Origin of the sequence: Weissella sp. MSCH1, assembly GCF_045799135.1 — a bacterium.
GTDB lineage: Bacteria > Bacillota > Bacilli > Lactobacillales > Lactobacillaceae > Weissella.
The window spans coordinates 1-24,519 of the sequence record NZ_JBJMBA010000028.1; the positions used below are offsets into that span (position 1 = coordinate 1).

Annotated in this window: 24 protein-coding genes; 1 reads left to right on the forward strand and 23 read right to left on the reverse strand. The window is 46.8% G+C overall.

Annotated elements, in window-relative coordinates; genetic code table 11:
* Positions 1 to 190: 190 nt before the first annotated feature.
* The 21 genes from ACJ28U_RS01965 to mreD all read right to left on the reverse strand — a co-directional run bounded on the left by ACJ28U_RS01965 (position 191) and on the right by mreD (position 21,561).
* On the reverse strand, positions 191 to 1,447 hold the full coding sequence (locus ACJ28U_RS01965) for a glycosyltransferase (protein WP_407618228.1): 1,257 nt from the start codon (positions 1,445 to 1,447) through the stop codon (positions 191 to 193).
* A complete protein-coding gene (locus tag ACJ28U_RS01970) occupies positions 1,444 to 2,820 on the reverse strand; it encodes an FAD-dependent oxidoreductase (RefSeq protein WP_099087550.1) in 1,377 nt (458 codons plus the stop codon). The genes ACJ28U_RS01965 and ACJ28U_RS01970 overlap by 4 nt, the downstream gene beginning before the upstream one ends.
* 24 nt (positions 2,821 to 2,844) lie before the next feature.
* The gene (locus ACJ28U_RS01975; protein WP_407618229.1) at positions 2,845 to 3,429 is read right to left on the reverse strand and encodes a hypothetical protein; all 585 of its coding nucleotides are present in this window, start codon (positions 3,427 to 3,429) and stop codon (positions 2,845 to 2,847) included.
* Between the two features lie 96 nt (positions 3,430 to 3,525).
* Entirely contained in the window at positions 3,526 to 4,011 is a 486-nt protein-coding gene (locus ACJ28U_RS01980; protein WP_143699558.1) for a hypothetical protein, read from the reverse strand.
* Positions 4,012 to 4,132: 121 nt separating this feature from the next.
* The gene (locus ACJ28U_RS01985; protein ID WP_407618230.1) at positions 4,133 to 5,794 is read right to left on the reverse strand and encodes a formate--tetrahydrofolate ligase; all 1,662 of its coding nucleotides are present in this window, start codon (positions 5,792 to 5,794) and stop codon (positions 4,133 to 4,135) included.
* Positions 5,778 to 7,061 (reverse strand): phosphoribosylamine--glycine ligase, encoded by a 1,284-nt coding sequence (purD, locus tag ACJ28U_RS01990; protein ID WP_407618231.1) that lies wholly within the window; start codon positions 7,059 to 7,061, stop codon positions 5,778 to 5,780. Before purD ends, ACJ28U_RS01985 begins: the two co-directional genes overlap by 17 nt.
* Positions 7,062 to 7,077: 16 nt before the next feature.
* A complete protein-coding gene (gene purH / locus ACJ28U_RS01995; protein ID WP_407618232.1) occupies positions 7,078 to 8,607 on the reverse strand; it encodes a bifunctional phosphoribosylaminoimidazolecarboxamide formyltransferase/IMP cyclohydrolase in 1,530 nt (509 codons plus the stop codon).
* Positions 8,604 to 9,197 carry a phosphoribosylglycinamide formyltransferase gene (purN, locus tag ACJ28U_RS02000; RefSeq protein WP_099087556.1) on the reverse strand — a complete coding sequence of 198 codons (594 nt, stop codon included), beginning with the start codon at positions 9,195 to 9,197 and terminating at the stop codon, positions 8,604 to 8,606. Before purN ends, purH begins: the two co-directional genes overlap by 4 nt.
* Positions 9,188 to 10,228 (reverse strand): phosphoribosylformylglycinamidine cyclo-ligase, encoded by a 1,041-nt coding sequence (purM, locus tag ACJ28U_RS02005; protein ID WP_407618233.1) that lies wholly within the window; start codon positions 10,226 to 10,228, stop codon positions 9,188 to 9,190. The genes purN and purM overlap by 10 nt, the downstream gene beginning before the upstream one ends.
* Before the next feature lie 11 nt (positions 10,229 to 10,239).
* Positions 10,240 to 11,775, reverse strand: a complete 1,536-nt coding sequence (gene purF, locus ACJ28U_RS02010) for an amidophosphoribosyltransferase (RefSeq protein ID WP_407618234.1) — start codon at positions 11,773 to 11,775, stop codon at positions 10,240 to 10,242.
* Positions 11,760 to 13,982: a phosphoribosylformylglycinamidine synthase subunit PurL gene (purL, locus tag ACJ28U_RS02015; RefSeq protein ID WP_407618235.1), complete on the reverse strand. Its 2,223-nt coding sequence runs from the start codon at positions 13,980 to 13,982 to the stop codon at positions 11,760 to 11,762. Before purL ends, purF begins: the two co-directional genes overlap by 16 nt.
* Complete coding sequence (purQ, locus tag ACJ28U_RS02020) at positions 13,979 to 14,662, reverse strand: phosphoribosylformylglycinamidine synthase subunit PurQ (protein WP_407618236.1); 684 nt, start codon at positions 14,660 to 14,662, stop codon at positions 13,979 to 13,981. Before purQ ends, purL begins: the two co-directional genes overlap by 4 nt.
* Before the next feature lies 1 nt (position 14,663).
* On the reverse strand, positions 14,664 to 14,921 hold the full coding sequence (gene purS / locus ACJ28U_RS02025) for a phosphoribosylformylglycinamidine synthase subunit PurS (protein WP_407618237.1): 258 nt from the start codon (positions 14,919 to 14,921) through the stop codon (positions 14,664 to 14,666).
* A 2-nt stretch (positions 14,922 to 14,923) separates the two neighbouring features.
* On the reverse strand, positions 14,924 to 15,649 hold the full coding sequence (locus ACJ28U_RS02030) for a phosphoribosylaminoimidazolesuccinocarboxamide synthase (protein ID WP_407618238.1): 726 nt from the start codon (positions 15,647 to 15,649) through the stop codon (positions 14,924 to 14,926).
* Complete coding sequence (gene purK / locus ACJ28U_RS02035; protein ID WP_407618239.1) at positions 15,646 to 16,764, reverse strand: 5-(carboxyamino)imidazole ribonucleotide synthase; 1,119 nt, start codon at positions 16,762 to 16,764, stop codon at positions 15,646 to 15,648. Before purK ends, ACJ28U_RS02030 begins: the two co-directional genes overlap by 4 nt.
* On the reverse strand, positions 16,757 to 17,245 hold the full coding sequence (purE, locus tag ACJ28U_RS02040; protein ID WP_099087564.1) for a 5-(carboxyamino)imidazole ribonucleotide mutase: 489 nt from the start codon (positions 17,243 to 17,245) through the stop codon (positions 16,757 to 16,759). Before purE ends, purK begins: the two co-directional genes overlap by 8 nt.
* 261 nt (positions 17,246 to 17,506) lie before the next feature.
* Entirely contained in the window at positions 17,507 to 18,136 is a 630-nt protein-coding gene (ribB, locus tag ACJ28U_RS02045) for a 3,4-dihydroxy-2-butanone-4-phosphate synthase (protein WP_010372605.1), read from the reverse strand.
* Between the two features lie 340 nt (positions 18,137 to 18,476).
* Positions 18,477 to 19,310, reverse strand: coding sequence for an amino acid ABC transporter substrate-binding protein (locus tag ACJ28U_RS02050; RefSeq protein ID WP_407618240.1), 834 nt, complete (start codon positions 19,308 to 19,310; stop codon positions 18,477 to 18,479).
* A gap of 10 nt (positions 19,311 to 19,320) precedes the next feature.
* On the reverse strand, positions 19,321 to 19,959 hold the full coding sequence (locus ACJ28U_RS02055) for an amino acid ABC transporter ATP-binding protein (RefSeq protein WP_407618241.1): 639 nt from the start codon (positions 19,957 to 19,959) through the stop codon (positions 19,321 to 19,323).
* 10 nt (positions 19,960 to 19,969) lie between these two features.
* Positions 19,970 to 20,614: an amino acid ABC transporter permease gene (locus ACJ28U_RS02060; RefSeq protein ID WP_099087567.1), complete on the reverse strand. Its 645-nt coding sequence runs from the start codon at positions 20,612 to 20,614 to the stop codon at positions 19,970 to 19,972.
* A gap of 335 nt (positions 20,615 to 20,949) precedes the next feature.
* A complete protein-coding gene (gene mreD / locus ACJ28U_RS02065) occupies positions 20,950 to 21,561 on the reverse strand; it encodes a rod shape-determining protein MreD (protein WP_099087568.1) in 612 nt (203 codons plus the stop codon).
* 186 nt (positions 21,562 to 21,747) lie between these two features.
* On the opposite strand from mreD, the gene ACJ28U_RS02070 reads away from it, so the two are divergent.
* Entirely contained in the window at positions 21,748 to 22,377 is a 630-nt protein-coding gene (locus ACJ28U_RS02070) for a carbonic anhydrase family protein (RefSeq protein WP_099087569.1), read from the forward strand.
* 173 nt (positions 22,378 to 22,550) lie between these two features.
* Here the strand turns inward: ACJ28U_RS02070 and mreC are convergent, their stop codons facing one another.
* Together mreC and ACJ28U_RS02080 are read right to left on the reverse strand one after the other, a co-directional pair.
* Positions 22,551 to 23,402: a rod shape-determining protein MreC gene (gene mreC / locus ACJ28U_RS02075; protein WP_043708241.1), complete on the reverse strand. Its 852-nt coding sequence runs from the start codon at positions 23,400 to 23,402 to the stop codon at positions 22,551 to 22,553.
* A gap of 73 nt (positions 23,403 to 23,475) precedes the next feature.
* Positions 23,476 to 24,480: a rod shape-determining protein gene (locus ACJ28U_RS02080; protein WP_010373337.1), complete on the reverse strand. Its 1,005-nt coding sequence runs from the start codon at positions 24,478 to 24,480 to the stop codon at positions 23,476 to 23,478.
* Between the last annotated feature and the right edge of the window lie 39 nt (positions 24,481 to 24,519).

A 24,519-nucleotide genomic window follows, 5' to 3' on the forward strand; every position in this document is an offset into this window, starting at 1 on the left:
TTCTTATCTCATTCAAGAATAGTTTCTACTCAATGAACTATAAGCAAAAGGCAGCTGATCTCAACAATGTGAAATCAGCTGCCTAAGCAAGGTTCAAAATATTAAATTTTACCGGTCATCAGTACCATTTGACTTTGAACCGATTTTTACGCCAACCTCTTTTTTAACATATTTCGCCATCCAAAGTAGCTTAATCATAGGCTCGGGTCTCGGGATCAAATAACATATTGTATACCACTTTGACGGTTGCAACGGTCTTGAAAAGCGCTGTAATCCACCAATTAGCCCAGGCAAACCAGCCCGCGCGCCAAACAAAACGGTTTGATAATCCCTTGTGTCGCCGGTAGTTAATCGCAACAAGTAATTGCATCATACCAACGATAAATTGGACAAACAACAAAATCGCACCACTTGTTGCCACAACATAGGCAATTTCAGACGTATGAATGGTGAGTAATAAATATATTCCCCATAAAATTAGCGCTGTCATATACCATGACCAAGCCAGCATAATCCACTCGCCAAGCCACAAACGAACGACACGACGATACCGAATTGGTTGAAAAACAATGTCACGACTATGGGCAAATAAGTTTTCAATCACGGCTGCATTCCAAACAAACCGTTCTGAAATCCAACCACGTAAACGCGTTGGTGTCACCCGCGTACTTGTTGCAAAGGTGTTGTACCGAACGACCCAACCACGCAACTGTAACCGCCAGAACAAATCTGTTTCAGCACCAATGCGATTTGATCGCCAAAGTCCAATTGCCAATAGCGCCGTGCGACGGTACATAATCGCCTCTTTTTCGACACGAATCATCACATCATGCCACGCCTGTTTACGCCGATCGGCAGCCAGTTCAACGGCCGCATCCATTTGAGCGATTGTGGTGGCAAAGCCATCAGCTTGTTGCGGTAGCGTTTCAAGCATAACGGCACCAACGCGTGATGCTGATGTGCCGTTAATATCCGTCATAAACAAGGCTAACGTTTCTTCCAAAGAATCACCGCTAACTACGCCGTGTACGGGTAATGTCAATACAAATTCACCACGACTGAACATCGCGCCTTGTGACAACAAGTTCGCTGAATTCGTAGCTGCCGTAAATTCAATCACCCGCACCATTTGATGTTGTGCAACGATTTGACGAAGTCGGCGTAAGACCGCAGCTGTTTCAGCTGTAACCATCACCAACACCTCATACCGCTGATATGTCAACGATGTCCGCATGGTCTCAAGTTGGTGCTGTAGTTCGGTGACATCCCCACCAAAGGGCAACACGATCGACACAAGTGGCTGGGTGCCTGCTGTCATCTGTGCTGTCCGACGTGCAACTTGCTTGTCAAATAGCAAATCCTCTATAAAGCGTACGGTTCCTGCAATAACCGGCGTGAATACAAACGCCACAATTAAAACAAGTACCGCCCGATTAAACATCATCATGAGCGCGCCTCGTTTTCATCTAATGCTCTCAAAGCGACATCTGACAAAAAATTCAATGGTGTATTAGCATGTGGCTCAAACATCATATCGCTAAACGCTAGGTCTTCCAAAGTGACCTGATGGTTCAATGCCACCGCCATCATATTAAACATCTCCGTGAAATCGCGCTTTGATTGCATTTGTACACCAAGCAATACATGGGTTATGGGATCAAAAATGACTTTAATCCAAATATGGGTATCTTCATTATCAACAACCATATAATCAGCAACCCGATCGGTTTCAAGAACATACTCGGCAACCGCCCGATTGACAAAACGTGCACTATCAGCAGTTACGCCAACTCGCATAAAGAACCAGTCAAATAATTTCACGCCATAAGCGGCTTGGCTACCCGGCGAACTAATACGCTTTTCAAACAAATTTTCAGCCGCCAAAATCCCTTGGCGCACGGCACCGGATGCATGCATAATCGACCAGTTTTCCTGCAGTTGTGGATTTTTCGAAGTCGCTGCATCACCAACCGCTAAAATGTAGGGATTGGTCGTATACATATACTCATCCACGACAGCTGAACGATTAACACCAATTGTGACTTCGTCGCCAACGGTCATTGTATTCGCGAGCATACCAATCGTGACGATGACCTCGTTTGCTTCATACGTGTCCACTGCCGTTTCGATGACAACACCGCGATCTGCGACGTCTTCCATCCGTCGCACATCAACGTTCGTGATGACATCAATACCGTGTTCACTTAATAAGTCAGCCAGCCGTTGTGAAAAATCATGGTCAAAATAACCGGATGCTAGACTATCGTGATTATGTAATAACGTGACTTTCGCCCCAGCGTTTCGCATTGCCATGGCAGCTTCTGTCCCTGCCAAACCGCCTCCGAGAACAATCACGCGACGCTCGGAAACATCCGCCGCATTGTCAAATGCCTGGCGCAATGCAATGACATCATCAACTCGCTTCAACAAGTGGACATGTTTACTTTCAAAACCTGGCACCGCTGGAATTCTTGGCGTTGATCCAGTCGCCAAAATCAAACGATCGTAGCGCACTGTCGTTTGTTCACCAGTTGCAACTGCTTCCAAATTAAGCAACCGTTGATCAGCATCTAACGACAAGACATTAACACCAAGACGTAAATCAACGCCTAATGTTTGTAACTGATCATCTTCACAATAATCCGTCGCAGCCGGCGAATCAATTTCGCCATTCAAATACATATGGGCGCCTGCACCAATAAACGAAAGATGCGTCGTCCGTCTATCAATCAAAGTCACCTCGGCATCCGCGTACTTTGCGACCACGCGTTGGGCCGCGGCAATACCCGCATGTGAGGCACCAACAATAACAACCTTCATGTTTGCCTCTTTCTAATCTCTAATTTAAATCCGGTTCAGATGATGCGCAGTCGTCAAATACGTGTACAACTCATTAATGGTCTGTTGTTCATCTGACAAGTCAAGCTGTAATCGACGTACGAAGCGACGGTGTTGCGCGACTTCATTACGTAGATCAGGATGCAAAACTACCCGCAAGTTACCGGCTAACGTATACAGCGCCTCTGGCAGTGAATAGGCCAAATTACGTTCAAAATAAGAAATCACCAGTGCAACCGCACTTTCCGATTCGCGCACATCAGCCGGCAAAAAGTCATCCTGCTGCAAAGTTGTTGCCAATTGGTTAACCATTGCCAAATTTTGCCAAAGTGCTGGCAAAATCACAGCATCATCACACAACAAATGGTCACTCACACGTTGATATAACCAATCGTGTAGTGCGCTACTTGCCAAGGCAACACCCATGAAGAAGCCAAAAATAATGACCATGGCATACCCTAGAATAATATGTACCATTGATTGGTCTGGCGTCGATTTCATCAGCACCAGCTGTAATCCAATGTAAATCACGAACGCTAATAATGCGCCTAATAAGCCAAATAGCACGCGCCAACGTCGTAAATGTGCCATCACATCATGATGAAAATTGCGCAATAATTGCATCTGTTCTCGATTCAGATGCCGAATCTGGCGCAATTGTTCTTGAATTTTTTTAATCTTGTAATCTCAATCTCGCGTCGCATCATGTGCCTCCTGTGCAGTCGTTGTGATACGACCGTACACTTCTGCTACTTCACCAGGTGCAAAATCGTCTTCAGGCGTCACAATTACCCACTCAGAAACGCGTGAATAATGGTCGTGTAATTCTAAATAGAAGTTTTGAACGGCCCGTTCCTTCAGCATCGCTTCTTCAGTGACAGTTGCCCAGTTTTCATTTGGCACCCCATTACGCATCGCATCATCCCCGAACCGATAATTCATCACACCAATCAGAACAAGTCCGATACTAACGAGCGAGAAAAAGCCCATATAATTAAAGGTTAAAATCCCTCTAATTAACCAACAGACCAAATTAAATAGCTGCCCATCTCCGCTAATTGCCGCGCCAATACTGATTAAAAAATAAACAACTGGCGCAACAAATAACATCCACGCAACCAACGTACCAACGATTGTTAATCGTTTCGCAGGCATAGCTTTCTTTCTTACCATTTCTCCTCCTCAATTAATTTCTCTTAAAAAACTCACTTATCAAGTATAAGTGAATAAATTTACCTACTCAATATGCATAAACAAAAAAACTCAGCCTAAAGACTGAGTTTTTATCCCACTGCTAGAACAGTCCGGTAATCCGGCCGTTTTCGTCAATATCAATATCATAGGCAGCTGGGTGACTTGGTAAACCTGGCATGGTTAGCACAGTACCAGTCATGACAACTAAGAAGCCAGCACCCAACTTCGGAATAAATTCGCGCACATGAATCTTAAAGTCCTTTGGCGCACCTAATTTCTTAGCATCATCAGACAAAGAATACTGCGTCTTCGCCATAATGACGGGCAATTTATCCCAACCACGCTTGGCAAATTCGCGTAACTGCTTAGTTGCCTTATCCGATAATTCAACACCCGTACCACCATAAATGGTTTGCACGATTTTTTCGATCTTTACGACGGCATCATCATCAGCTTCGTACAAGGGCTTAAAATCACTCGCGACTTGCGCTGCTTCAGCGACCGCACCAGCTAGCTCGGTAGCCCCAGCACCGCCCTTAGCCCAGACATCAGCAACATACGCCTGCACGCCAAAGTCTCGTGCGTAGGCTTCAACCATCGCAATTTCTTCAGGCGTATCTGTCACAAAACGATTTACAGCTACGATGACGGGCACCCCATAACGGGTCATGCTCTGCAAATGTTGCCCAAGGTTTGCCAAACCCGCGGCCAACGCCTGTTCATCCGGTTCCGTTAGCGCAGTTTTAGGCAACCCGCCGTGCATCTTGAGTGCTCGGACCGTCGCCACAACCACGATGACATCAGGATACTTACCAAGCAATGGTGTTTTAAAGTCCAAGAACTTTTCACCACCCAGGTCAGCCCCAAAGCCGGCTTCAGTCACCACATAGTCTGCTAACTGTAGCGCCGTCTTAGTCGCACGAATTGAATTGGTACCTTGGGCAATATTGGCAAATGGACCACCGTGAATTAAGGCTGGTGTATGTGCTAACGTCTGAACCAAGTTTGGCTTAATGGCATCCTTCAACAAAGTCGTCAACGCACCTGCAACACCCAAATCCTTAACTGTGACTGGCTCTTTGTCATATGTGTAACCAATGACAATGCGTTCAATGCGAGCTTTCATGTCCATCAAGTCGTGTGACAAAGTCAAAATAGCCATCAGCTCTGATGCAACCGTAATATCAAAGCCGTCTTCACGTGGCACACCTGAAGTTGGTCCACCCAAGCCAATTGTCACGTGACGCAAAGCACGATCATTAACATCCAAAGCACGCTTCCAAAGTAACCGGCGTGGGTCAATGTTCAACGGGTTGCCTTGATAAATACTATTATCAATGACGGCCGCCAACGTATTGTGAGCACTCGTCAAGGCGTGAAAATCGCCAGTAAAATGCAAATTAATATCAGCCATTGGCACAACTTGGGCATAGCCACCACCAGTTGCACCGCCCTTAAGTCCCATTACCGGTCCCAAAGAAGGTTCACGAAGAGCCACCATTGTTTGCTGGCCAATTTCATTCAAAGCATCAGCTAGTCCGACCGTCACCGTTGACTTACCTTCACCAGCTGGAGTTGGATTAATTGACGTCACCAAGACCAACTTACCAAGTTCAGCCTTGTGAGCCGTTTCATCAACTGAAATTTTGGCCTTATCACGACCGTATGGTTCCCATTCTGCTGGCGTTAAACCAGCCTTTTCAGCAATTTTTTCAATGGGCCACACTTCTGCAGCTTGCGCAATTTCAATATCTGTTTGCATCCCCAGACACCACCTTATTTTCTTTTTCAACTGCTTGATAACCGATATCATGACGATATTGTAGCTTAGTCGTCAATGCATCAAGGACCGCGTAGACCTGTGCTTGAGCCCTTGTCGCGCTCGTCGCCGATGCCACAATTGTTACCACTCGGCCACCACTTGTTATAAGTTTATCATCATTTTGTCCAACCCCGGCATAAAATGACCTTATTTTAGGCATTGAAATTGTAGGTACGATAGCGCCAGCTTCTGGGGCAACTGGATAACCTCGTGCAGCCAGTACAACTCCTAAAAAAACATCCGCGGTTTGCCACTGAACAACTGGTTGGCGACCATTGACCAACTCGTGCACCAGTTCATAAAAATCACTCTGGAGCTGTGGCAAAACCACTTGCGTTTCAGGGTCACCAAAGCGGACATTGTATTCAATTACCTTTGGGCCATCTGCAGTCAACATCACCCCGGTGTATAGCACACCCGTGAACGGGGTATTATTAGTCGCCATTTCACGCAGCAATGGTTCAACCAATCGATCAATCGCATCTGACACGATGTCGTCAGTTAACCACCGGACTGGACTGTACGCTCCCATGCCACCAGTATTTGGTCCCAAATCGCCATCTAATAATCGTTTGTGATCTTGGGCAACTGGCGTGTGAACGATGCCGTTTGGCCCCACCAAACTAAAGATTGAAAACTCAACACCCCTTAAAAAGGCTTCAATGACTAGCTTGGCCTGCTGGTTGCCTTGATAAAGTTCCTGTACCGCACGCAACGCAGCTTGACGGGTCGGATAAATCGTCACACCTTTACCAGCCGCCAAACCATCCTGTTTCACCACCACTGGTTCTTCACTGGTCATAATGGCACGTTCTGCTGCTGGCCAAGACGTTACAGTTACCGACGCAGCTGTCGGAATACCTGCAGCTACTAAGCGATCCTTGGCAAATGACTTCGACCCTTCAAGCTGTGCTGCGGCCTTCGTTGGACCGAAAATTGGCAAACCAGCGGCTTGAAAGTCATCAACAATTCCTGCAATTAAGGGTTCTTCAGACCCAACAAACGTCAAATCAATCGCCGTCATGGTTGCAAAATCACGCAATGCATCGATATCCGTCATCGGAATACCCACGGGGTGAATTTTATCTGCCTGCATGCCAACATTGCCTGGCGCCACATAGACCATTGTCACTTGATCGCTTTTTGCAAACGCTTGTGCCAAAGCATGCTCACGTGCACCCGAGCCAATTACAAGTACTGTTGCCATAGTTTAGTTTCCTCCACTAATGCTTGAAGTGTCGTACGCCAGAAAATACCAACGTAATGCCGAGCTCGTTTGCCTTATCGATTGAGGCCTGATCCTTAATTGATCCACCTGGTTCAACAATCGCTTTAATACCGTGACTAGCTGCGTAGCTCACCGAATCATCCATTGGGAAAAAGGCATCTGATGCCAAAACAGCCTCACCATACCCTGGCTTACTTTCTGCCTTGTTAATTGCCAATTTGACTGAGTCAATGCGATTTGGTTGCCCTGCACCAACGCCTAATGTTTGACCATCACGTGCGACCACAATTGCATTCGACTTGACGTGTTTGACGGCTTTTTGTGCAAAAACCATCGCTGCCAGTTGAGCCGCAGTTGGCTGGATCTGACTAACAACTGTGAAATCGGCGATTGTTTCGGTGGTTAAGTCGCGTTCCTGCATGACCATGCCGCCCAAAATCGCAGTCGTTTCAAGTTGTTGCGGCAGCTCAGTCGTAAACGGCAACGTCAACAGTCGTAAATTCTTTTTCTTAGCTAAAACAGCGTACGCGTCATCAGTAAAGGAAGGCGCAATAATAATTTCCAAGAAAATTTGATGCATCTTTTCAGCTGTTGCCAAGTCAACTTCACGATTCAAAGCCACGATGCCACCGAAAATGGAGATATCATCAGCCGCAAAGGCCGCATCCCATGCTGCCTCAATCGTTGCTCCCTGACCAATGCCGGCCGGATTCATATGCTTCACCGTCACCACAGTTGGCGCAGCAAACTCCGCGATAATTCGCAACGCTGCATCTGCATCGCGAATGTTGTTGTATGACAATTGCTTGCCATGCAAAATATCTGCGCTTAATACTGAATAGTCACTGCCTAACGCATCGCGATAAGCAGCGGCTTGTTGATGCGCATTTTCACCATACCGCAGCGTGTCAAATCGATCATAGGTCAGCGTTTGCTGCGTTGGAAATTCTTCGGTTGTCAGATATGTCGCAATAAGCGCATCATAGGCGGCTGTGTGGCGGAACACTTTCGCCGCCATTGCTTGACGAAAATCAGCTTCATCAGCTGTTCCGGATTGTAGCCGGTCAAGTACGATTTGGTAATCCGCCGGGTCGACCACCGGTAACACGCCCGCATAATTTTTAGCCGCCGACCGCAACATTGATGGCCCACCAATGTCAATATTTTCAATGGCCTCTGATTGCGTGACACCTGGCTTTTGAATTGTCGCTTTGAACGGATACAAATTAACAACCACCAGATCAATCGGGGTGATGTCATACTTGGCTAAGGTAGCCATATGCGCCTCATCATCACGCCGTGCTAATAAGCCAGCATGAATACGTGGGTGTAAAGTTTTAACCCGGCCATCCAGCATTTCGGGAAAATCAGTTACCGTATCAACCGGCGTAACTGGTAAGCCGGCTGCTTCGAGCACGGCCAACGTCCCACCGGTTGAAACTAATTCAAACCCCAATGTCTGTAGCGTCGTCGCGAATGGGACAAGGCCGGCTTTATCTGAAACACTTAGTAATGCACGCGTCATTTTACAAATACTCCTTTTTTAATCAACATCGCAACCGTGGCTGGATACAACGTATGCTCAACCGCATGAATTTTAGTTGTTAGCTGCGCCAAATCATCTGTTGCGGTAAGTTTAACCGCCTCTTGCGCAATAATTTCACCCGAATCAACCCCATCATCGACATAATGAATGGTCACACCGGTCACTTTAACACCAGCCTGCCACGCATCCGCAATCGCGGAATTGCCAGGAAAACTGGGCAACAGCGCCGGATGAATATTCACAATACGTTGACGAAAGGCATTGACCAACTTGGGGGTCAAAATTCGCATATATCCTGCTAATAAGATGCCCACCACACCATCCGATGCCAAGACCGTTAACATGGCGTCTTCTGCCAATTCGCGTGTCGCGTAATCTTTATAGTTAATCCGCAACACCGGAATACCCGCCGTTTCAGCAAGTTGCTGGGCCCCGGTATGCCGGCGATCAACCACCACACGAACAATTTCGGCTGGCACCTCACCAGTCTGAGTCGCCTGAATAAGCGCGGCCAAATTAGTGCCAGTTCCTGATGCAAACACGGCTAACTTTGGACGGGTTATGACCATGGTTGCTTACCTCGCCAATTGAGTTTCTCTGACATGGCAGGCGTCACTGTGCCGACTTGATACGCAGCTTGACCTTCATCCGCTAGCATGGCCAACACACGCGCAACATGGGGTGGCTTCACAACCAGAATCATCCCCAACCCCAAATTAAACGTTGCCAACATATCCGGTAACGACAGCTGGCCGAGGCGTTGCAGTTCCATAAAAATCGGCAAAATTGGCCAACTGCCCCACTCTAAAGTGACCGAGACATTCGAGGGTAGGGCACGGGGCAAGTTACCCACGATACCACCACCGGTAATGTGGGCCATGCTCACGACCAACCGTTCTGCTAGTAGCGGTAAAACCGTCTGAGCATACAAGGTGGTTGGCGTTAGAAGGGACTCCTGTAGTGTCGTTGGTAACGTCGTAAAATCAGCTGTCTGTTCTAGTCCCAACACTGTACGCACCAGTGAATACCCATTGGAATGGATGCCACTAGACGCTAACCCAATCAACACATCACCAGTAGCCACACGATCAACTGTTAGCATCTCATCTCGTTCAACAACGCCAACACCAAAGGCTGCTAAGTCATAATGGTCTGGCGCATACATACCCGGCAATTCAGCCGATTCACCACCAATTAAGGCTGCTCCCGTTGCCTGGGTCGCTTGCGCAATCCCGCGAACAATCGTCGCTACCTGTTCGGGCACCATTTTGGCAATTGCTAAATAATCAAGTAAAAATAAGGGTTTCGCTCCTTGCGCCACAATGTCGTTCATCACCATCGCAACTAAGTCCTGGCCAATTGATTCGTGTCGTCCGGCCATGATGGCCAATAATAGTTTTGTGCCCACACCGTCAGTGCCTGAAATCAAAACCGGATCTCGGTATTGCGTGCCTAATGCAAACGCTGCACCAAAACCGCCAACCCCAGCAAGAACGCCTGGTGTATAGGTAGCTGCCGCATCGGCTTGCATCATGTCAACCGCCGTTTCACCGGCTGCGATATCTACACCAGCCCCCGCGTACGCATTTGCTTCTGTCATTTCTCCCCCTTTTAGCTCACCGTTTGACCGGTAGCTGGTTGTTGATCACTAATTGATGACACTTGACTTGGATGATAAGTTGTCGTTGGTTCGGTTTTAAAATCAACCTCACCCGCGGTTATCGCCGCCGTCAGCGTTTTTTCATAATCGTAAATTGGTGATGGGTAATGTCCATCAAAGTAAGCCGTCGTTAAGCCAGTCCCATTACCCGTGTATGGCAAGTCAATCGCCTGTACCAAACCAGGCACGGATAGAAAAGCTAATGAATCAGCCCCTAACATGGCCGTCATTTCAGCCAATGTATGGTTCGCCGCTAAAAGTTCCGCCGTTGTTTGCATATCAACGCCATAAAATGACGGATACTTGAAGGCTGGTGACGCAATTCGCACGTGAACTTCCTTCGCACCGGCTTCGCGCAACATTTTGACAATGTAACTTGATGTTGTGCCACGCACTATTGAATCATCCACTAGCACAACGCGTTTACCGGCAACCACCGACGGTACTGCGCTTAGCTTCATACGCACCGCCCGCTCACGGCGCTCCTGCGTTGGCTCGATAAACGTCCGAGCAATATATTGATTTTTAACCAGCCCCATTTCATTAGGTAAGCCCGTTGCCTCAGCATAGCCCATGGCGGCCGATAATGAAGAATTCGGCACACCAACCGCCAAGTCACCCGTTGCCGGCTGTTCAAGCGCTAATTGCCGCCCCATCCGTTTACGAGCAGCATGCACGTTAACACCATAAATATCAGAGTCAGGCCGTGCGAAGTAGATATACTCCATCGCATCAATATGTAAATCCGTTTTGCTCGTGTAGTGATCAATCCGTAAGCCGGCCTGGTCAATCGTTAATAGCTCCCCCGGTTGGACATCCCGAATAAACGTTGCCCCAACCGCATGTAACGCAGCTGTTTCACTAGTCACAACATACTGACCATCCGACAACTGGCCAACCACAAAGGGACGAAAACCGTGTGGATCAAGGGCTGCATACATGGCGGTTGGCGTAAGAAGCAAAAACGCGAACCCGCCCCGCACTTGTTGCAAAGCATCTTTTAAGCGATCATAAAATGTTGTCGCCGTTGAACGCCGAATTAAATGCAATAACACTTCTGTATCCGATGATGATTGAAAAATTGCCCCTTGCATCTCAAGGCTTTGGCGCAAAGATTGGGCATTCGTGATATTGCCATTGTGTGCTAAGGATAATTGCATATCGGAAAAGTTCACCATCAACGGTTGGATATTTTCAATCCCTGCTGAACCAGCCGTCGCATATCGAACGTGACCAATCGCTGCTTGTCCCTGCAAATGCGCTAACCGCGCCGGGTCACGAAAAACATCATGTAGTAAACCCAGACCACGTTCTTGCCATAAATGTCCTTGCTGATTGGCAACAATTCCTGCACCTTCTTGGCCCCGGTGCTGTAAAGCGTGTAAGCCATAGTAAGTCAAATTAGCTGCCGTTTGATGGCCCCAAACCCCAAAAATACCGCATTCTTCATTTAATGACCGAGTTTGTTCATTTAATTGCGTTGCCATGTGATTGCTCCTTCATACGCTTGTTGCAGGCGGGCCTTATCTAAGCTGACAGTCCCATCAGCTGTTGTGACAACCAACTGATCATGATGTGTGACTGTACCTAGGCGCAGATATGCTGTGTCCAGGCGTGCTTCAAAGGTGGCCACATCTTTCGCTGGCACAGTTACCAAAAAGCGTCCTGGCGTCTCACTAAATAACCAGCTGGCCGTCCAAGGCACCGTTACATCAAAACCAAATGGTGTGTTAAAGGCACTTTCTGCCAAGGACACCGCTAAGCCACCTTCCGCCAGGTCGTGGGCACTGGCAATCAGCCCCTGCTGAATCCCCGTTAACACACTTTGCTGGGTGGCTGACAATTTATCACGATTTAAACTAGGCAACCGGCCCGCAATGGCCCCAGTCTGTAGTTGTTGCAACTCAGAACCATTAAAGTCAGCTGTGGTATCACCAAGCAAATAGATGACATCATCTGGCTGCTTAAACGAAATCGTTGTGATATCAGCAGTATCAGTATGTAACCCAACCATGCCAATCATTGGGGTCGGATATATCGCAGCACCGTCGGTCTCGTTATACAACGACACATTACCGGAAATAATCGGCGTATTAATCTGTTGCGCCATCTCGTTAATACCGGCTACCGATTGTGCCAATTCGTAATAAATTGCTGGATCATCCGGATTACCGAAATTCAAGCAATCTGTAATGCCGATTGGCAACGCACCAGTGGCAATAATGTTGCCAGCTGCCTCAGCGACTGCGCGTTGCCCACCGATATAAGGATCGAGGTAGGTAAATCGTGCGTTCACATCCGTTGTCATGGCTAATGCCTTTTTGGTGCCACGTAAACGGACAACAGCCGCATCACCACCCGGCTTAATCACCGTATTAGTTCGGACCATACTATCGAAATGTCTGAACAAGCTCGCTTTCGAAGCAACCGTTGGCCGTGCCAATATGTCATGCCAAACTGTCGTCAAGTCAGCCACACGCGGTGTAAAATCTGGTGCTGGGTCTTGCAGACGTGCTGGTTTCACCTGCTGCATGCTTTGTTTAGGGGCCTGTGTCAAAAAATTGACTGGTAAATCAGCTACGGTCTCGCCATGCCAGGTTAATTCATACCGCCCCGTTGCCGTAACTTCGCCAATCACAACTGCCTCTAAGTTAGCTTGCTGAAAGACTGCCTGCACGGCTGCTTCATGACCTTTTGTCACAACTAACAGCATGCGTTCTTGCGATTCAGATAACATGAGTTCATAAGGCGTCATGCCCGTCTCGCGTTGTGGTACATTGTCTAATTGCAAGTGAATGCCCATTCCTGCTTTGCCAGCCATTTCAGCTGACGAAGATACCAAACCAGCTGCGCCCATATCCTGCACCCCGACAATGACCTCGCCAAATTGCTGAATTGCTGTCAAAGTTGCATCCATCACCAGCTTTTCTAAAAAAGGATCCCCCACTTGGACAGCTGAACGATCTTGTTCGGCATCTGATGAAAATTCCGCGGACGCAAAGGTGGCACCATGAATGCCGTCACGACCAGTTTTTGCCCCGACATACAGAACAGTATTACCACTACCATCGGCGCGCCCGACCTGCATCCGTTCCTGATCAAGTACGCCAACAGCCATTACATTAACCAGTGGATTGCCTTGATAAACCGGATCAAAGCCAATCTCGCCACCAACGGTTGGAATGCCAATCGCATTGCCATAGCCAGCAATTCCATCAATCACACCGGTTAACAGATGTTGCGTACGAGCATCTGTTAACTCGCCGAAACGCAAACTATCAAGCACCGCGATTGGTTGCGCGCCCATTGAAAAAATATCCCGTAAGATACCACCAACTCCTGTCGCGGCACCTTCATATGGTTCAACTGCTGACGGGTGGTTGTGAGATTCAGCTTTAAATACAACGGCCTGACCATCGCCGATATCCAAAATGCCAGCACCCTCACCCGGTCCTTGTAAGACACGCTCATTGGTTGACCAAAACGTCCGGAGCACTGGCTTAGATTTCTTGTAGGAAACGTGTTCTGACCACATGGCTGCAAACAACCCCGTTTCCGTATAATTAGGCAAGCGTCCCAATGTTTGCTTAATTAACGTGTATTCATCGTCCGTTAATCCCCACGCCTGATATGGTTTCGTGGCGGCAATTTCTGCCGGTGTAGGTTCATGCGTTGTTGCCAACAATGCTGTCATGCCTTTACAGTCTCCTTCGTCATAATGGTTGCTAGTAAACTTTCAAAAAATGGTCGTCCATCCGTATTACCAAGCAATGTCTCAACTGCTCGTTCTGGATGTGGCATCAAGCCAATCACATTCCCACTGCGGTTCGTAATCCCGGCAATCCGATCAACAGAACCATTTACATCAGTCGCATACGTTAAGACAACCTGCCCATTTTCATGCAACATTCGCACCGTTGCATCATCAGCAACATACCGGCCCTCGCCGTGCGCAATTGGTAATTTAATCGTTGTTGTTGCATCAATATATTGGTTTGTGAAGGCCGTTTGTCGATTAGTAATCGTTAGCTTAACCTCATCACAGATGAACCCCGGTGTCTGATTCATCATCAATTGCCCAGGTAGCATCCCCGCCTCCGTTAAAATCTGAAAGCCATTGCACACTCCCACCACCAGCTTCCCGGTTGCAGCCATTTTTTGCACGGCCGTCATTACGGGCGCGAAACGTGCCACCGCTCCTGTGCGTAAGTAATCACCATACGAAAAGCCACCTGGTAAGAACACCGCATCGTACGCCGACAGGTCAGTCGACTTTTCGGTCACAAACTGGACCTCCGCGCCAAAGTCCTGTAACGCATAATACATATCAAAATCACAATTTGATCCGGGAAATTGAATGACCGCTGCTTTCATCTTAAGCCTCCACTTCTGCTAGCATCGTGATGCGATACGCTTCTGTGTTTGGATTAATTAGTAGCGCTTCAGCCAGGCTGGTGGCCTCATCATACGCACTTTGTTCATCGGTCGCCGTTAACTTAACTTCAAAATATTTCCCTTGCGTCACTGACGTTATCCCTTGATAATCGAGACGCGCAAGAGCATCCTTAATTACTTCACCCTGAGGGTCCAAAATTGATGGCTTATAAGTAACTGTAATCTGTGCAGTGTACATGCTTACTCTCCTAAATATGTCGTTAATCTGTGCAAAACGGTTGTGTATCCATCACGTAAGTCGCCCGTCCCCTGACGAAAAACGTCTTTATCTAAGGATTGGCCGGTGGCTTGATCAATCAGGCGCATATTATCTGGTGACAGTTCATCGCCTAACGTCAACACACCCGTAGCGTCCAGGCCAAATTCCAATTTAAAATCAATTAACGTAATACCCACAGTTTCAAACAATTGGCGGAGTTGCCGATTAACTGTTTGAGCAACTGCCTCGATTTGGGTTAACTGACTTGGCGTCGCTAAGTTGAGGGCAAATATTTGCGATTGATTCAATGGTGGATCATCAAGGGCATCGTTTTTAAAGTAATATTCTTGCACCGTGGGTGAAAGGGGGGTCAACATTGGCACCGCGTAACGCGTTGCAAAATGGCCCGCCGCATAATTACGAATCACAACTTCAATTGGCAACATGTCCAGTGCCGTCACCAACACATCACGTTCGCCGACTGCTTGTTGAAAGTGTGTCACAATGCCTTGCGCCTTTAAAAAGCGAAACAATTGCTGACTGATTTGAGTCGTTAGCCGTCCCTTATCGCTAATTTCGGCTTTTTGTTTGCCATTAAGCGCTGTTGCTTGATCCAAGCTATGGAGCCACAACACATTCGGATCGTCCGTGGCATACACTGCCTTTGCTTTGCCTGTTGTTAATAAAGCCCCTTGTACAATTGTCATAACCTTGTCCCCCATTCGCGCAAATCTTTCATAGCTGCCATGCCAGTGGCTGTAATGTGGCCCATTTTCCGTCCCGGCTTCACTTCACGTTTACCGTAGTCGTGAAAGTGCCACCCCTCATGTGTCGCTATATCTTGGCGTGCCTGTATAATCTGATCCCCTAATAAATTCAACATGATAGCCGGTGCATATTGGGTAATCACCGGAATCGGCAAGCCCGTAATACTTCGAATATGGCCTTCAAATTGTGAAACATTCGTCGCCTCGATGGTTAAGTGCGCAGAATTGTGGGGACGTGGGGCTAATTCGTTGATATACACACGCTCCCCCACCACAAATAGCTCGATGCCTAAAATGCCCACAAGTTGCAGCGCATTGGCAATGGTCGTCGCAATGGTCTCAATTTGCTTGGCAATCTGTGGTGATAACGTTGCCGGTGCCGCGGACACTCGTAAGATATGGTGCTGATGCTCATTGACCGTCACCGGCCAAGTTCGAATTTCACCCCGACCATCGCGAGTTACCATCACGCTCAATTCCCGATCAAACGCTAACTTTTTTTCCAAAACAAGGGCGATATCAGTCGGTTGTTGCCAATGTGCTAACAAATTTGCTAATGCCTCGGTATTGGGAATATCCCATTGGCCATGACCGTCATAGCCCCCCGTTGCCGTTTTCAAAATTGCTGGCAACGATACTTCATGACATCGGGCATCCAAAGTGACCAAGTTATCCACGGCTGCGAATGGGGCAACTGGTAAGCCCAACGCTGCCAAGAATTGTTTCTCACGCAACCGGTTCGCTGTAATGTTTAATAACGCCACCCCTTGGGGTAACTTTTCAGCTGGTACGGCAGTCTGTAATGCCGTCTGATCCACATTTTCAAATTCATACGTCACAACATCCGCTTGATTAGCAAGATTACGCAGAGCCGAAACATCATCGTAGCTCGCCACAATTTGTTGATCTGCAACCAAGGCTGCTGGCGCATCAACTTGCGGATCCAAGACAATAACCTGATACCCCATTGGTTTGGCGGCCAAGGCTAACATTTGTCCCAATTGACCGCCACCAACGATACCGATAGTGGCTGGTGGCAAAATTTGTTTAGTCATGTAACAACGCCTCACTCTCAATCGATTGTTGGCGTTGTCCTTCTCGGAATAAGGCTATTTTATCGGCCAGTTCTTGCTCCGCAATGCCCAACATTTGGATTGCCAAATAAGCAGCATTCTTAGCGCCTGCGGTCCCAATAGCCACCGTCGCAACTGGGACACCAGCTGGCATCTGCACGATACTCAGCAATGAATCCATCCCCTGCAAAGCGTGTGATTGGATTGGAACACCAATTACTGGTAACGTCGTCTGCGCTGCCAACATGCCAGGCAAATGGGCAGCACCGCCAGCGCCAGCAATAATAACCCCCATGCCATTGTCCCGTGCATTTCGGGCAAACGTTGTCATCTCCTCAGGCATTCGATGTGCCGAAATAATATGTGTCTCAACTGCAACATCAAACGTTTGTAAGACCGCGACCGTTTCTTTCATCGTTGACCAATCTGAAATCGATCCCATTACTACCGCAACACGTACCATTTAGCTTCCACCTCATTTTTAGTTCGTCTTTACAACTATATATAACCACCACGACGATTAAATGTACAGTTTTATCAGTATAAGTCATTAAAATGAAACATATTAGTTCGTGTTTAACCGTTTTTGCATCTTTGTAAAACGAACAAAGGCATATTTAACTAAGAATTTTCTCATGAAACCGTTATCATTTTAAATGATGACAAAAAAATCCCATCTCAATACTAGGCGCTGCACCTAGATTGAGATGGGATACTTTTTTAATTACATAACTGGCGTAGCTAGATACGCCGAAATTTGGGCAATCGTAATAAATGGCAAATCCAAGCGATCAGCTAATTCAAACAGATCATCGCGGCGGGCCATCGTGCCATCTGCTTTCAGGACTTCAATAATAACGGCGGCTGGTTCTGAACCAGCTAGGCGCGCCAAATCAACGGCCGCTTCAGTATGTCCAACGCGCTCAGTCAGCCCACCAGCTAAGGCTGTTAATGGCTGGGTGTGGCCTGGCGCATTGAAATCCGTCCGAACGGCGGTCGGATTCGCAATGTGCCGAATTGTCGCGGCCCGATCAGCCGCTGAAACGCCAGTCGTAACCCCGGTTGCTGCTTCAGTCCCATCCACTGTATACGTAAAAGGCGTCTGGTGAGGATCTGTTGAATCAGCCACCATATCAGTCAATCCAAGCCGTGCCGCAATTTCTGGTCCAACAGGCGTGCACATCAATCCAGCCGCTTCACGAAGCATCATATGCACCGTTTCTGGTGTGATATCAGCAGCCAATGCCACTAAATCACCTTCATTTTCGCGACTCTCATCATCTGCCAAGATAATAACGCCCCCTTGACGCAACGTTTGCAAAGCGTCCGGTACAGTGTCAAATGCAGTCTTCATGTTGAATATCTCCTTTATGCTGATCCATATGTTCCCGATTACAAGCTCTAGCATATCGAGATACTGGCCAAACACAACCCGCATTACCCATCAATCTACATCAATCTGACGAACGTTCGCGTTTCAACCGTTAACCTGCCCCGATTTCAGTTAGCAAACCGTTTCAAAAAACATCACCAAACTGCGTCAATCGTTTAATGCTTAAAAATGTTCGGCATATTCGAGCAGTCACACGCCACAAAAATGAACGTCAAAAAAAGGTCGCAAATTCGCCGATTTTAATTCGGCGGATTTGCGACCTTAGCAAGTAGGACATAAACTGCCATCCCACCCTTATTTCTTAATCATTATTTTTGGTGCCGAAGTAACGTTCAGAAACTTTATCCAACGTACCGTCCTTCTTAAAGCTCGTTAAGACCTGATTGACCTTTTCTCGTAAGGTCACATCCCCCTTACGGAACCCCACACCATACGCATCTTCACCATAGCCCGTCTTAATAATTTCAAAATCAGCCGGATTAGGTTCGTGGGCCACATAATAACGGGCATAGTCCCTATCAATCAAAACTGCGCTCACACGGCCAACTTGCAAATCATTCAAAGCTTTATCGAACGTATCATATTGTACCGGTGCTGACCCCAAAAAGTCCTTTAACACCTTGGGTTTCTCGTTGAAGACCGTCAAACCGGCTGAACCAGTCTGAACAGCTAACGTCTTACCAGCCATCTGTTTAATCGTATCGATGTGGTTACGCTTTAATGTGACAAGCACTTGTGAATCGTTGTGATATGGTACCGAGAAGGCGACCTTCTTTGCTCGAGCTGGCGTCATTGTATAACCATTCCAAATCATGTCAATGTGCCCAGTATCCAACTCCGTTTCCTTCATTGACCAGTCAATGGCCTGAAACTTAACCCGCAACCCCAATTTTTTGAAGGTTGCCCGGGCCAGATCCACATCAAACCCAACTAACTTACCAGACTTGTCCCGATAGCCCATCGGCACAAAGGTATCATCGAGTCCAACAACAACCGTCTTGTCCGCAGTCACTTTGCGCCAAGTATCATTTGCATGTGACGTTCGATACCAAACAAAGCCAACCAGCAAAGCCAGGACGACGAGTACAATCCCGTTCCCAATAATTTGGCGACGCCAATTAATCTTCTTTTTCATACGCAGCCCCCTAGCGTTCTACATCTGTCCCAAAATCAAATGTCTTATCCGCGACCGCTTCCGCAAACGGCAAATCGTGCGTCACTACCAACTGCGTTACCCCTTGTGCTTGCAATTGCTTAATGACCGCAATCACACGTTCTGTTGATTCGGCATCTAAGCCAGATGTTGGTTCATCATATGCCAAAATGCCCGGCTTCATCGCCAAAGCTCGTGCAATTGCCACACGTTGCTTCTGGCCACCAGATAATTGGAATGGATATTGATCAGCCTGGGCGGTTAAGCCCAAATCTTGCAACAAACGATCTGCATTATCAGCTGCCTCAGCCTTTGTTTCATGGTGAACCAATTGCGGTGCCAACATCACATTTTCTTTAACGGTATATTGCGGAAACAAATTAAAATCTTGGAAAATGACCCCTACTTGGGCACCTGTGCGTTCACCTGTTAAATCAAGTGCTTCACCATTTAAAATCATCTCACCGTCATTCGCAGGCAATAGCCCAGCCACAATACGTAGAAAGGTCGTTTTACCAATTCCAGATGGACCAACGATACTAAGGACCTCACCATCATTAACTGTTAAATTCATATTTTTGAAAATCGTCCGCGTATCGTACGACTTCGCTAAGTTTTTAATTTCAAGCATGGCTCTCTCCTTAACGGTAATAGTTCATCTTCGTCTCAACACGTCGTTGAATAACGGTTGCCAAAGCTGTTAGTAGCAAATATAGCAGTCCCACTAGCAAATAAGGCATCAATGTGACGTCTCGTGATGCCGCAATATTACCAGCTCGCATCAAATCACCAAGTCCAATGACGTAAACCAGTGACGAATCCTTGACCAGGGTCACCACTTCGTTACCTACGGAAGGCATCACAATCTTGACCACTTGTGGCAATACAATTTTACGCATTGTTTGCCAACGCGTCAGACCAAGTACCTTCGCACCATCATATTGACCTTGTGACACGCTTTGGAGCCCACCACGGAAAATTTCAGCAAAGTAGGCCGCATAGTTCAAAATAAATGTGAACACCGCCGCCTCAAAACGAGGTAGTGTGATAATGTGGGCCAAACTTAATCCGTAGTAAACAAAGACGATTTGCAATAGCAATGGCGTACCACGCATCACCCAAATATAGGCGTTCGTCACCCAGCGTAGTAAATAAATATCTGATTTTAACGCTAAAGCAACTAAAATACCAAGCGGTACTGACCCAATCAGCGTCAATGCAAAGACACCAAATGTCATTTTCAATCCGCTTAGCAGACTCGGCATAATCTGCAACATGTACTCCATAGCTTTCTCCTTAACTAAACAAAAAAGCCCTCAAGCAACCTAAATAAAGGTTACTTGAGGACGACTAATTTCGTGGTTCCACCTCAATTTTGCTATTTGTTACCAAATAACACTCAGACCCCTGTTCAAAACAGGCGCGCGTCGATAACGAGACGAAGCGGGTACAGTTTTGACTTGTACCGATAATCATGGGTGTGGTTCATTTAGGTCATTGGTTGCTTCCCAGCTTCTGCACAACTCTCTAAGCAATGACGTTAAACTACTCGTCCAATCAAATCTTTATGAGATTACTTTAATTGACTTTGCACTTTAAGTCAACACCTTTGATGACCGACTTATAATCGCGTTGACCGTGACTTACCTGTCATTCGCATATTCAGATCACGCTGGTCAACATTGTACGCCGACACATCAGGCTGGCGCGTCGCATGGTATAGATAATTCATGATGCCATAAATGACGACCAAAATTAATAAATTAACAATCAACGTTGGAAACATGTGAAACATGATAAATTCGCTAAAGTTCAAATTCGTCAAATTGATAATACCAAATGCCGCATAATCAAAGACCAGGTATAAGCTCATCGAGACAAACCAAACCGCCATCGCAGACAAAAAGTTATGTGATAAATAAGCTTGGAGCTTACTTGCTGCCCAAACAGTCAGCGGGAAGCCAATCATTGAAATACCAATGATACCGCTATAAAAAATATCAAATAGTAGGCCGCCGAGGAATGCAGCGATATACAGCCAACGTCCCTTCATTTGCGAATCAGTGCCAGTCAAAATTGGCATCATCATAATAATCAATGAGAGATATGGGCTCGCCGACATCGGCGTTTTAAATAAGACTGGTGCAAAATGCAATGCAATGCCACCGTCTAACATAACCGCCAGGTACACCAACACAAAATGTAGCCATGACGTGTGAACATATTTCAACATATTAATTCTCCATTTAGTGGTTACCATCATCGTAACTAATTCATAGTAGCGCCAACCGCATTTTACGTCAACGCCTTCCGCCGAACCTGAGCGAAAAATAAAGATTTAGTAGCCTATTTTCCGGACTACTGATAAACTAAAAGTATTCTGAGGAGAGAGAAAAACTTCAGAAGGAGGCCAAGTGCCATGCAAAAGCTCAACTATGATGCGCAGGAATCTTGGTCAATGACATCAGGTCGCATGCAATCACCAATCGCTATTCGCACTGCGGAGACTGATCTGATTGACTACCCTGCGTCATTAAATTTGGCGTATGATCTCACCGGACAATACGTCCACGATACCGGCCAAGGTGTCGAAATTGGGTTAACTGGAACAGCGGTAATCGCTAACCGTCCCTTCCAGTTACAACAGTTCCATATTCACGCCCCCAGCGAACACACGCTTGATGGCAAACAATTTGATGCAGAAGTTCATTTTGTTCATCAAGCACCTGATGGTCGTCAAGCGGTCATTGGGGTGTTCTTACAAATCGGCCCGGCATCGACAACTTTTGCCACTATTTTAAGTCGCATCAATAATGATCAATCATTCAAATGTGATGTTACTGACATTCTACCCACGGATCGATCGTACTACCATTATATTGGTTCATTAACGACGCCACCGTTGTCAGAGAATGTTGAGTGGTACATTTTAGCCCAACCAATGACAATATCAGCTGATCAATTAGCAGCCTTCCATGTGCATTACGATTACAATAATCGCCACATCCAGCCACTAAATGGTCGACCAGTATTATATTACAATGAATAAAAATAAAACGACCGCCAAGTTGCGGTCGTGTTTTTTTTTTTTTTTTTGGTTTTGCAAGCGGGCGACAAGGCCCATATTAAAATAATCCCCACAACCCCCCACAAATGGGCCCACCATTATTATAAAAAATTCAAAAAAAAAAACACGACCGCCAAGTTGCGGTCGTTTTATTTTTATTGTTGTGGAATTGCCACGCTGACAACAGGCACATTATTAAAATCTGTCGCCGGCTTAATGTAAATCTTCTTTGACAAGCCGTAATTATCCTTACCGATGCTTGCAACCTTCCCAACGTACAAACCAGCCGGTGTAACACCACCCAAACCGCTTGTGGTAACCAAATCACCTTTCTTGACGTCAACGTCAGATGTAATTTGTCCCATCACAATTAGGTTCTTTGACTGATTGAAACTGGTAACAATCCCGTCAATTACTTCGCTGTTACTGTTCGTCACCCGAATAGCGAAACGGTCCGCAACTTGACTATCATCAGACAACAATTCAACCTTGGCATTCGTTGTATTAACTTGGGTGATGCGACCGATCAAACCACCTGATCCCATCACTGACAAGCCCTTCTTAAGGCCGGCATTCGTTCCCTTATTGATAATCAACTGAGATTGCCAATTACTTGGGGAACGTGAAATGACAACTGCATTCACAACCTTATAGTCGGTTAACGTGCCATCAATTTTTAATTGATCTTTCAAAGCACGGTTTTCAGCTTGCAACGTCTGTAATTGCACCTTAGATTGCGCTAAATCATCAATTTTCGTTGTTAACTTTTCATTTTCGTTATACGTGTTCAACAAATCTGTAATTGCCGCATAACTGCTACTCAATGCTTTGACGGGTGAACTCACAACACCAGACACCCATCCCGACACGTCTGACACAACACGCGTTGGCAATGCTGGCTCTTTTTGAGAACTACGTGCACGCGAACTAAGTGTAATCACACCAATCGTCACAATTGCGACAATCACTGTGACGACCAAACGGCGTGATGTAAAGATATTTTTCATCTTCCGATTGCCTTTCGTTTGATTAAAATAAACAACGCCACACCGAATGGTGCGGCGTTATCGTCTATCTTGCTTAGTTGTTCTTCAAAACATCAATTGACTTCAATGCTTCACCAGTACCAATCACAACTGCATCCAATGGCTCAGGCGCAACGAAAACAGGCACCTTCGTCGCTTCAGCAATTACTTCATCAAGGTGTTGCAACATAGCACCACCACCCGTCAAAACGATACCGTGATCGATGACATCGGCCGCAATTTCTGGTGACGTCTCTTCCAACGTTTCCTTAATTGCAATAATGATTTCTGAAATGACATCCTTAATCGCATCAGCAACGTCAACCGCTTCAATATCAATCGTCTTTGGCAAACCAGTTACCAAATCACGACCGCGCGCAGAAGTACCTTCCGCACTCTTAGCAGCTTCAACATCAGCTGAACCAATTTCCATCTTCAAGCGTTCTGCCGTTTGCTCACCAATCAAAACAGAATACTTTTGGCGAATATATGACATGATTGCTTCGTCAATCTTGTCACCGGCCATACGAATTGAACGTGATGAGACAATGCCACCTAATGAAATTGTGGCAACATCAGTCGTTCCACCACCAAGGTCAACAACCATTGACCCTGTTGGCTCCATCACTGGCAAGCCAGCCCCAACAGCAGCAGCAAATGGTTCCTCGATAACATAGGCATCACGAGCCCCAGCGACACGTGCCGCATCAATAACCGCACGACGTTCAACAGCCGTAACACCTGATGGCACACCAATCGTGACGTATGGCTTAGCACCGCGGCCACCCAAGGCCTTGCCCAGGTAATACTTCAACATAGCAACCGTCGTCTCGTAATCGGCGATAACACCATCGCGCATTGGGCGGATTGCCTTAATTGAGCCTGGCGTACGACCAAGCATATCCTTCGCAGCCGATCCAACTGCGACAACTTCATTCGTCTTTGTGTTACGAGCCACAACTGATGGCTCACGAAGCACAATTCCCTTACCTTCAATGTATACCAACGTGTTGGCAGTTCCTAAGTCGATTCCGACATTACGAGTTCCAAATGAAAACACGGCTTCTATCCCTTTTCTTTACAATATTTTATAGTTGAT

Excerpts from the sequence above, each read along its gene's own strand:
- ACJ28U_RS01970 (WP_099087550.1), bottom strand. The coding sequence starts at position 2,820 with ATGAAGGTTGTTATTGTTGGTGCCTCACATGCGGGTATTGCCGCGGCC.
- purF (WP_407618234.1), bottom strand. The coding sequence starts at position 11,775 with ATGGCAACGCAATTAAATGAACAAACTCGGTCATTAAATGAAGAATGC.
- ACJ28U_RS01980 (WP_143699558.1), bottom strand. The coding sequence starts at position 4,011 with ATGGTAAGAAAGAAAGCTATGCCTGCGAAACGATTAACAATCGTTGGT.
- purD (WP_407618231.1), bottom strand. The coding sequence starts at position 7,061 with ATGGCAACAGTACTTGTAATTGGCTCGGGTGCACGTGAGCATGCTTTG.
- purS (WP_407618237.1), bottom strand. The coding sequence starts at position 14,921 with ATGTACACTGCACAGATTACAGTTACTTATAAGCCATCAATTTTGGAC.
- ACJ28U_RS02060 (WP_099087567.1), bottom strand. The coding sequence starts at position 20,614 with ATGGAGTACATGTTGCAGATTATGCCGAGTCTGCTAAGCGGATTGAAA.
- ACJ28U_RS02030 (WP_407618238.1), bottom strand. The coding sequence starts at position 15,649 with ATGACAATTGTACAAGGGGCTTTATTAACAACAGGCAAAGCAAAGGCA.
- ACJ28U_RS02070 (WP_099087569.1), top strand. The coding sequence starts at position 21,748 with ATGCAAAAGCTCAACTATGATGCGCAGGAATCTTGGTCAATGACATCA.
- ACJ28U_RS01985 (WP_407618230.1), bottom strand. The coding sequence starts at position 5,794 with ATGCAAACAGATATTGAAATTGCGCAAGCTGCAGAAGTGTGGCCCATT.
- purE (WP_099087564.1), bottom strand. The coding sequence starts at position 17,245 with ATGGTACGTGTTGCGGTAGTAATGGGATCGATTTCAGATTGGTCAACG.
- purM (WP_407618233.1), bottom strand. The coding sequence starts at position 10,228 with ATGACAGAAGCAAATGCGTACGCGGGGGCTGGTGTAGATATCGCAGCC.
- ACJ28U_RS02055 (WP_407618241.1), bottom strand. The coding sequence starts at position 19,959 with ATGCTTGAAATTAAAAACTTAGCGAAGTCGTACGATACGCGGACGATT.
- ACJ28U_RS02050 (WP_407618240.1), bottom strand. The coding sequence starts at position 19,310 with ATGAAAAAGAAGATTAATTGGCGTCGCCAAATTATTGGGAACGGGATT.
- mreD (WP_099087568.1), bottom strand. The coding sequence starts at position 21,561 with ATGTTGAAATATGTTCACACGTCATGGCTACATTTTGTGTTGGTGTAC.
- ribB (WP_010372605.1), bottom strand. The coding sequence starts at position 18,136 with ATGAAGACTGCATTTGACACTGTACCGGACGCTTTGCAAACGTTGCGT.
- mreC (WP_043708241.1), bottom strand. The coding sequence starts at position 23,402 with ATGAAAAATATCTTTACATCACGCCGTTTGGTCGTCACAGTGATTGTC.
- purK (WP_407618239.1), bottom strand. The coding sequence starts at position 16,764 with ATGACTAAACAAATTTTGCCACCAGCCACTATCGGTATCGTTGGTGGC.
- purL (WP_407618235.1), bottom strand. The coding sequence starts at position 13,982 with ATGACAGCATTGTTGGCAACAACGCATGAACCTACACCGGCAGAAATT.
- ACJ28U_RS01965 (WP_407618228.1), bottom strand. The coding sequence starts at position 1,447 with ATGATGATGTTTAATCGGGCGGTACTTGTTTTAATTGTGGCGTTTGTA.
- ACJ28U_RS01975 (WP_407618229.1), bottom strand. The coding sequence starts at position 3,429 with ATGGCACATTTACGACGTTGGCGCGTGCTATTTGGCTTATTAGGCGCA.
- purH (WP_407618232.1), bottom strand. The coding sequence starts at position 8,607 with ATGACGCGTGCATTACTAAGTGTTTCAGATAAAGCCGGCCTTGTCCCA.
- purN (WP_099087556.1), bottom strand. The coding sequence starts at position 9,197 with ATGGTCATAACCCGTCCAAAGTTAGCCGTGTTTGCATCAGGAACTGGC.
- purQ (WP_407618236.1), bottom strand. The coding sequence starts at position 14,662 with ATGAAAGCAGCGGTCATTCAATTTCCCGGATCAAATTGTGATTTTGAT.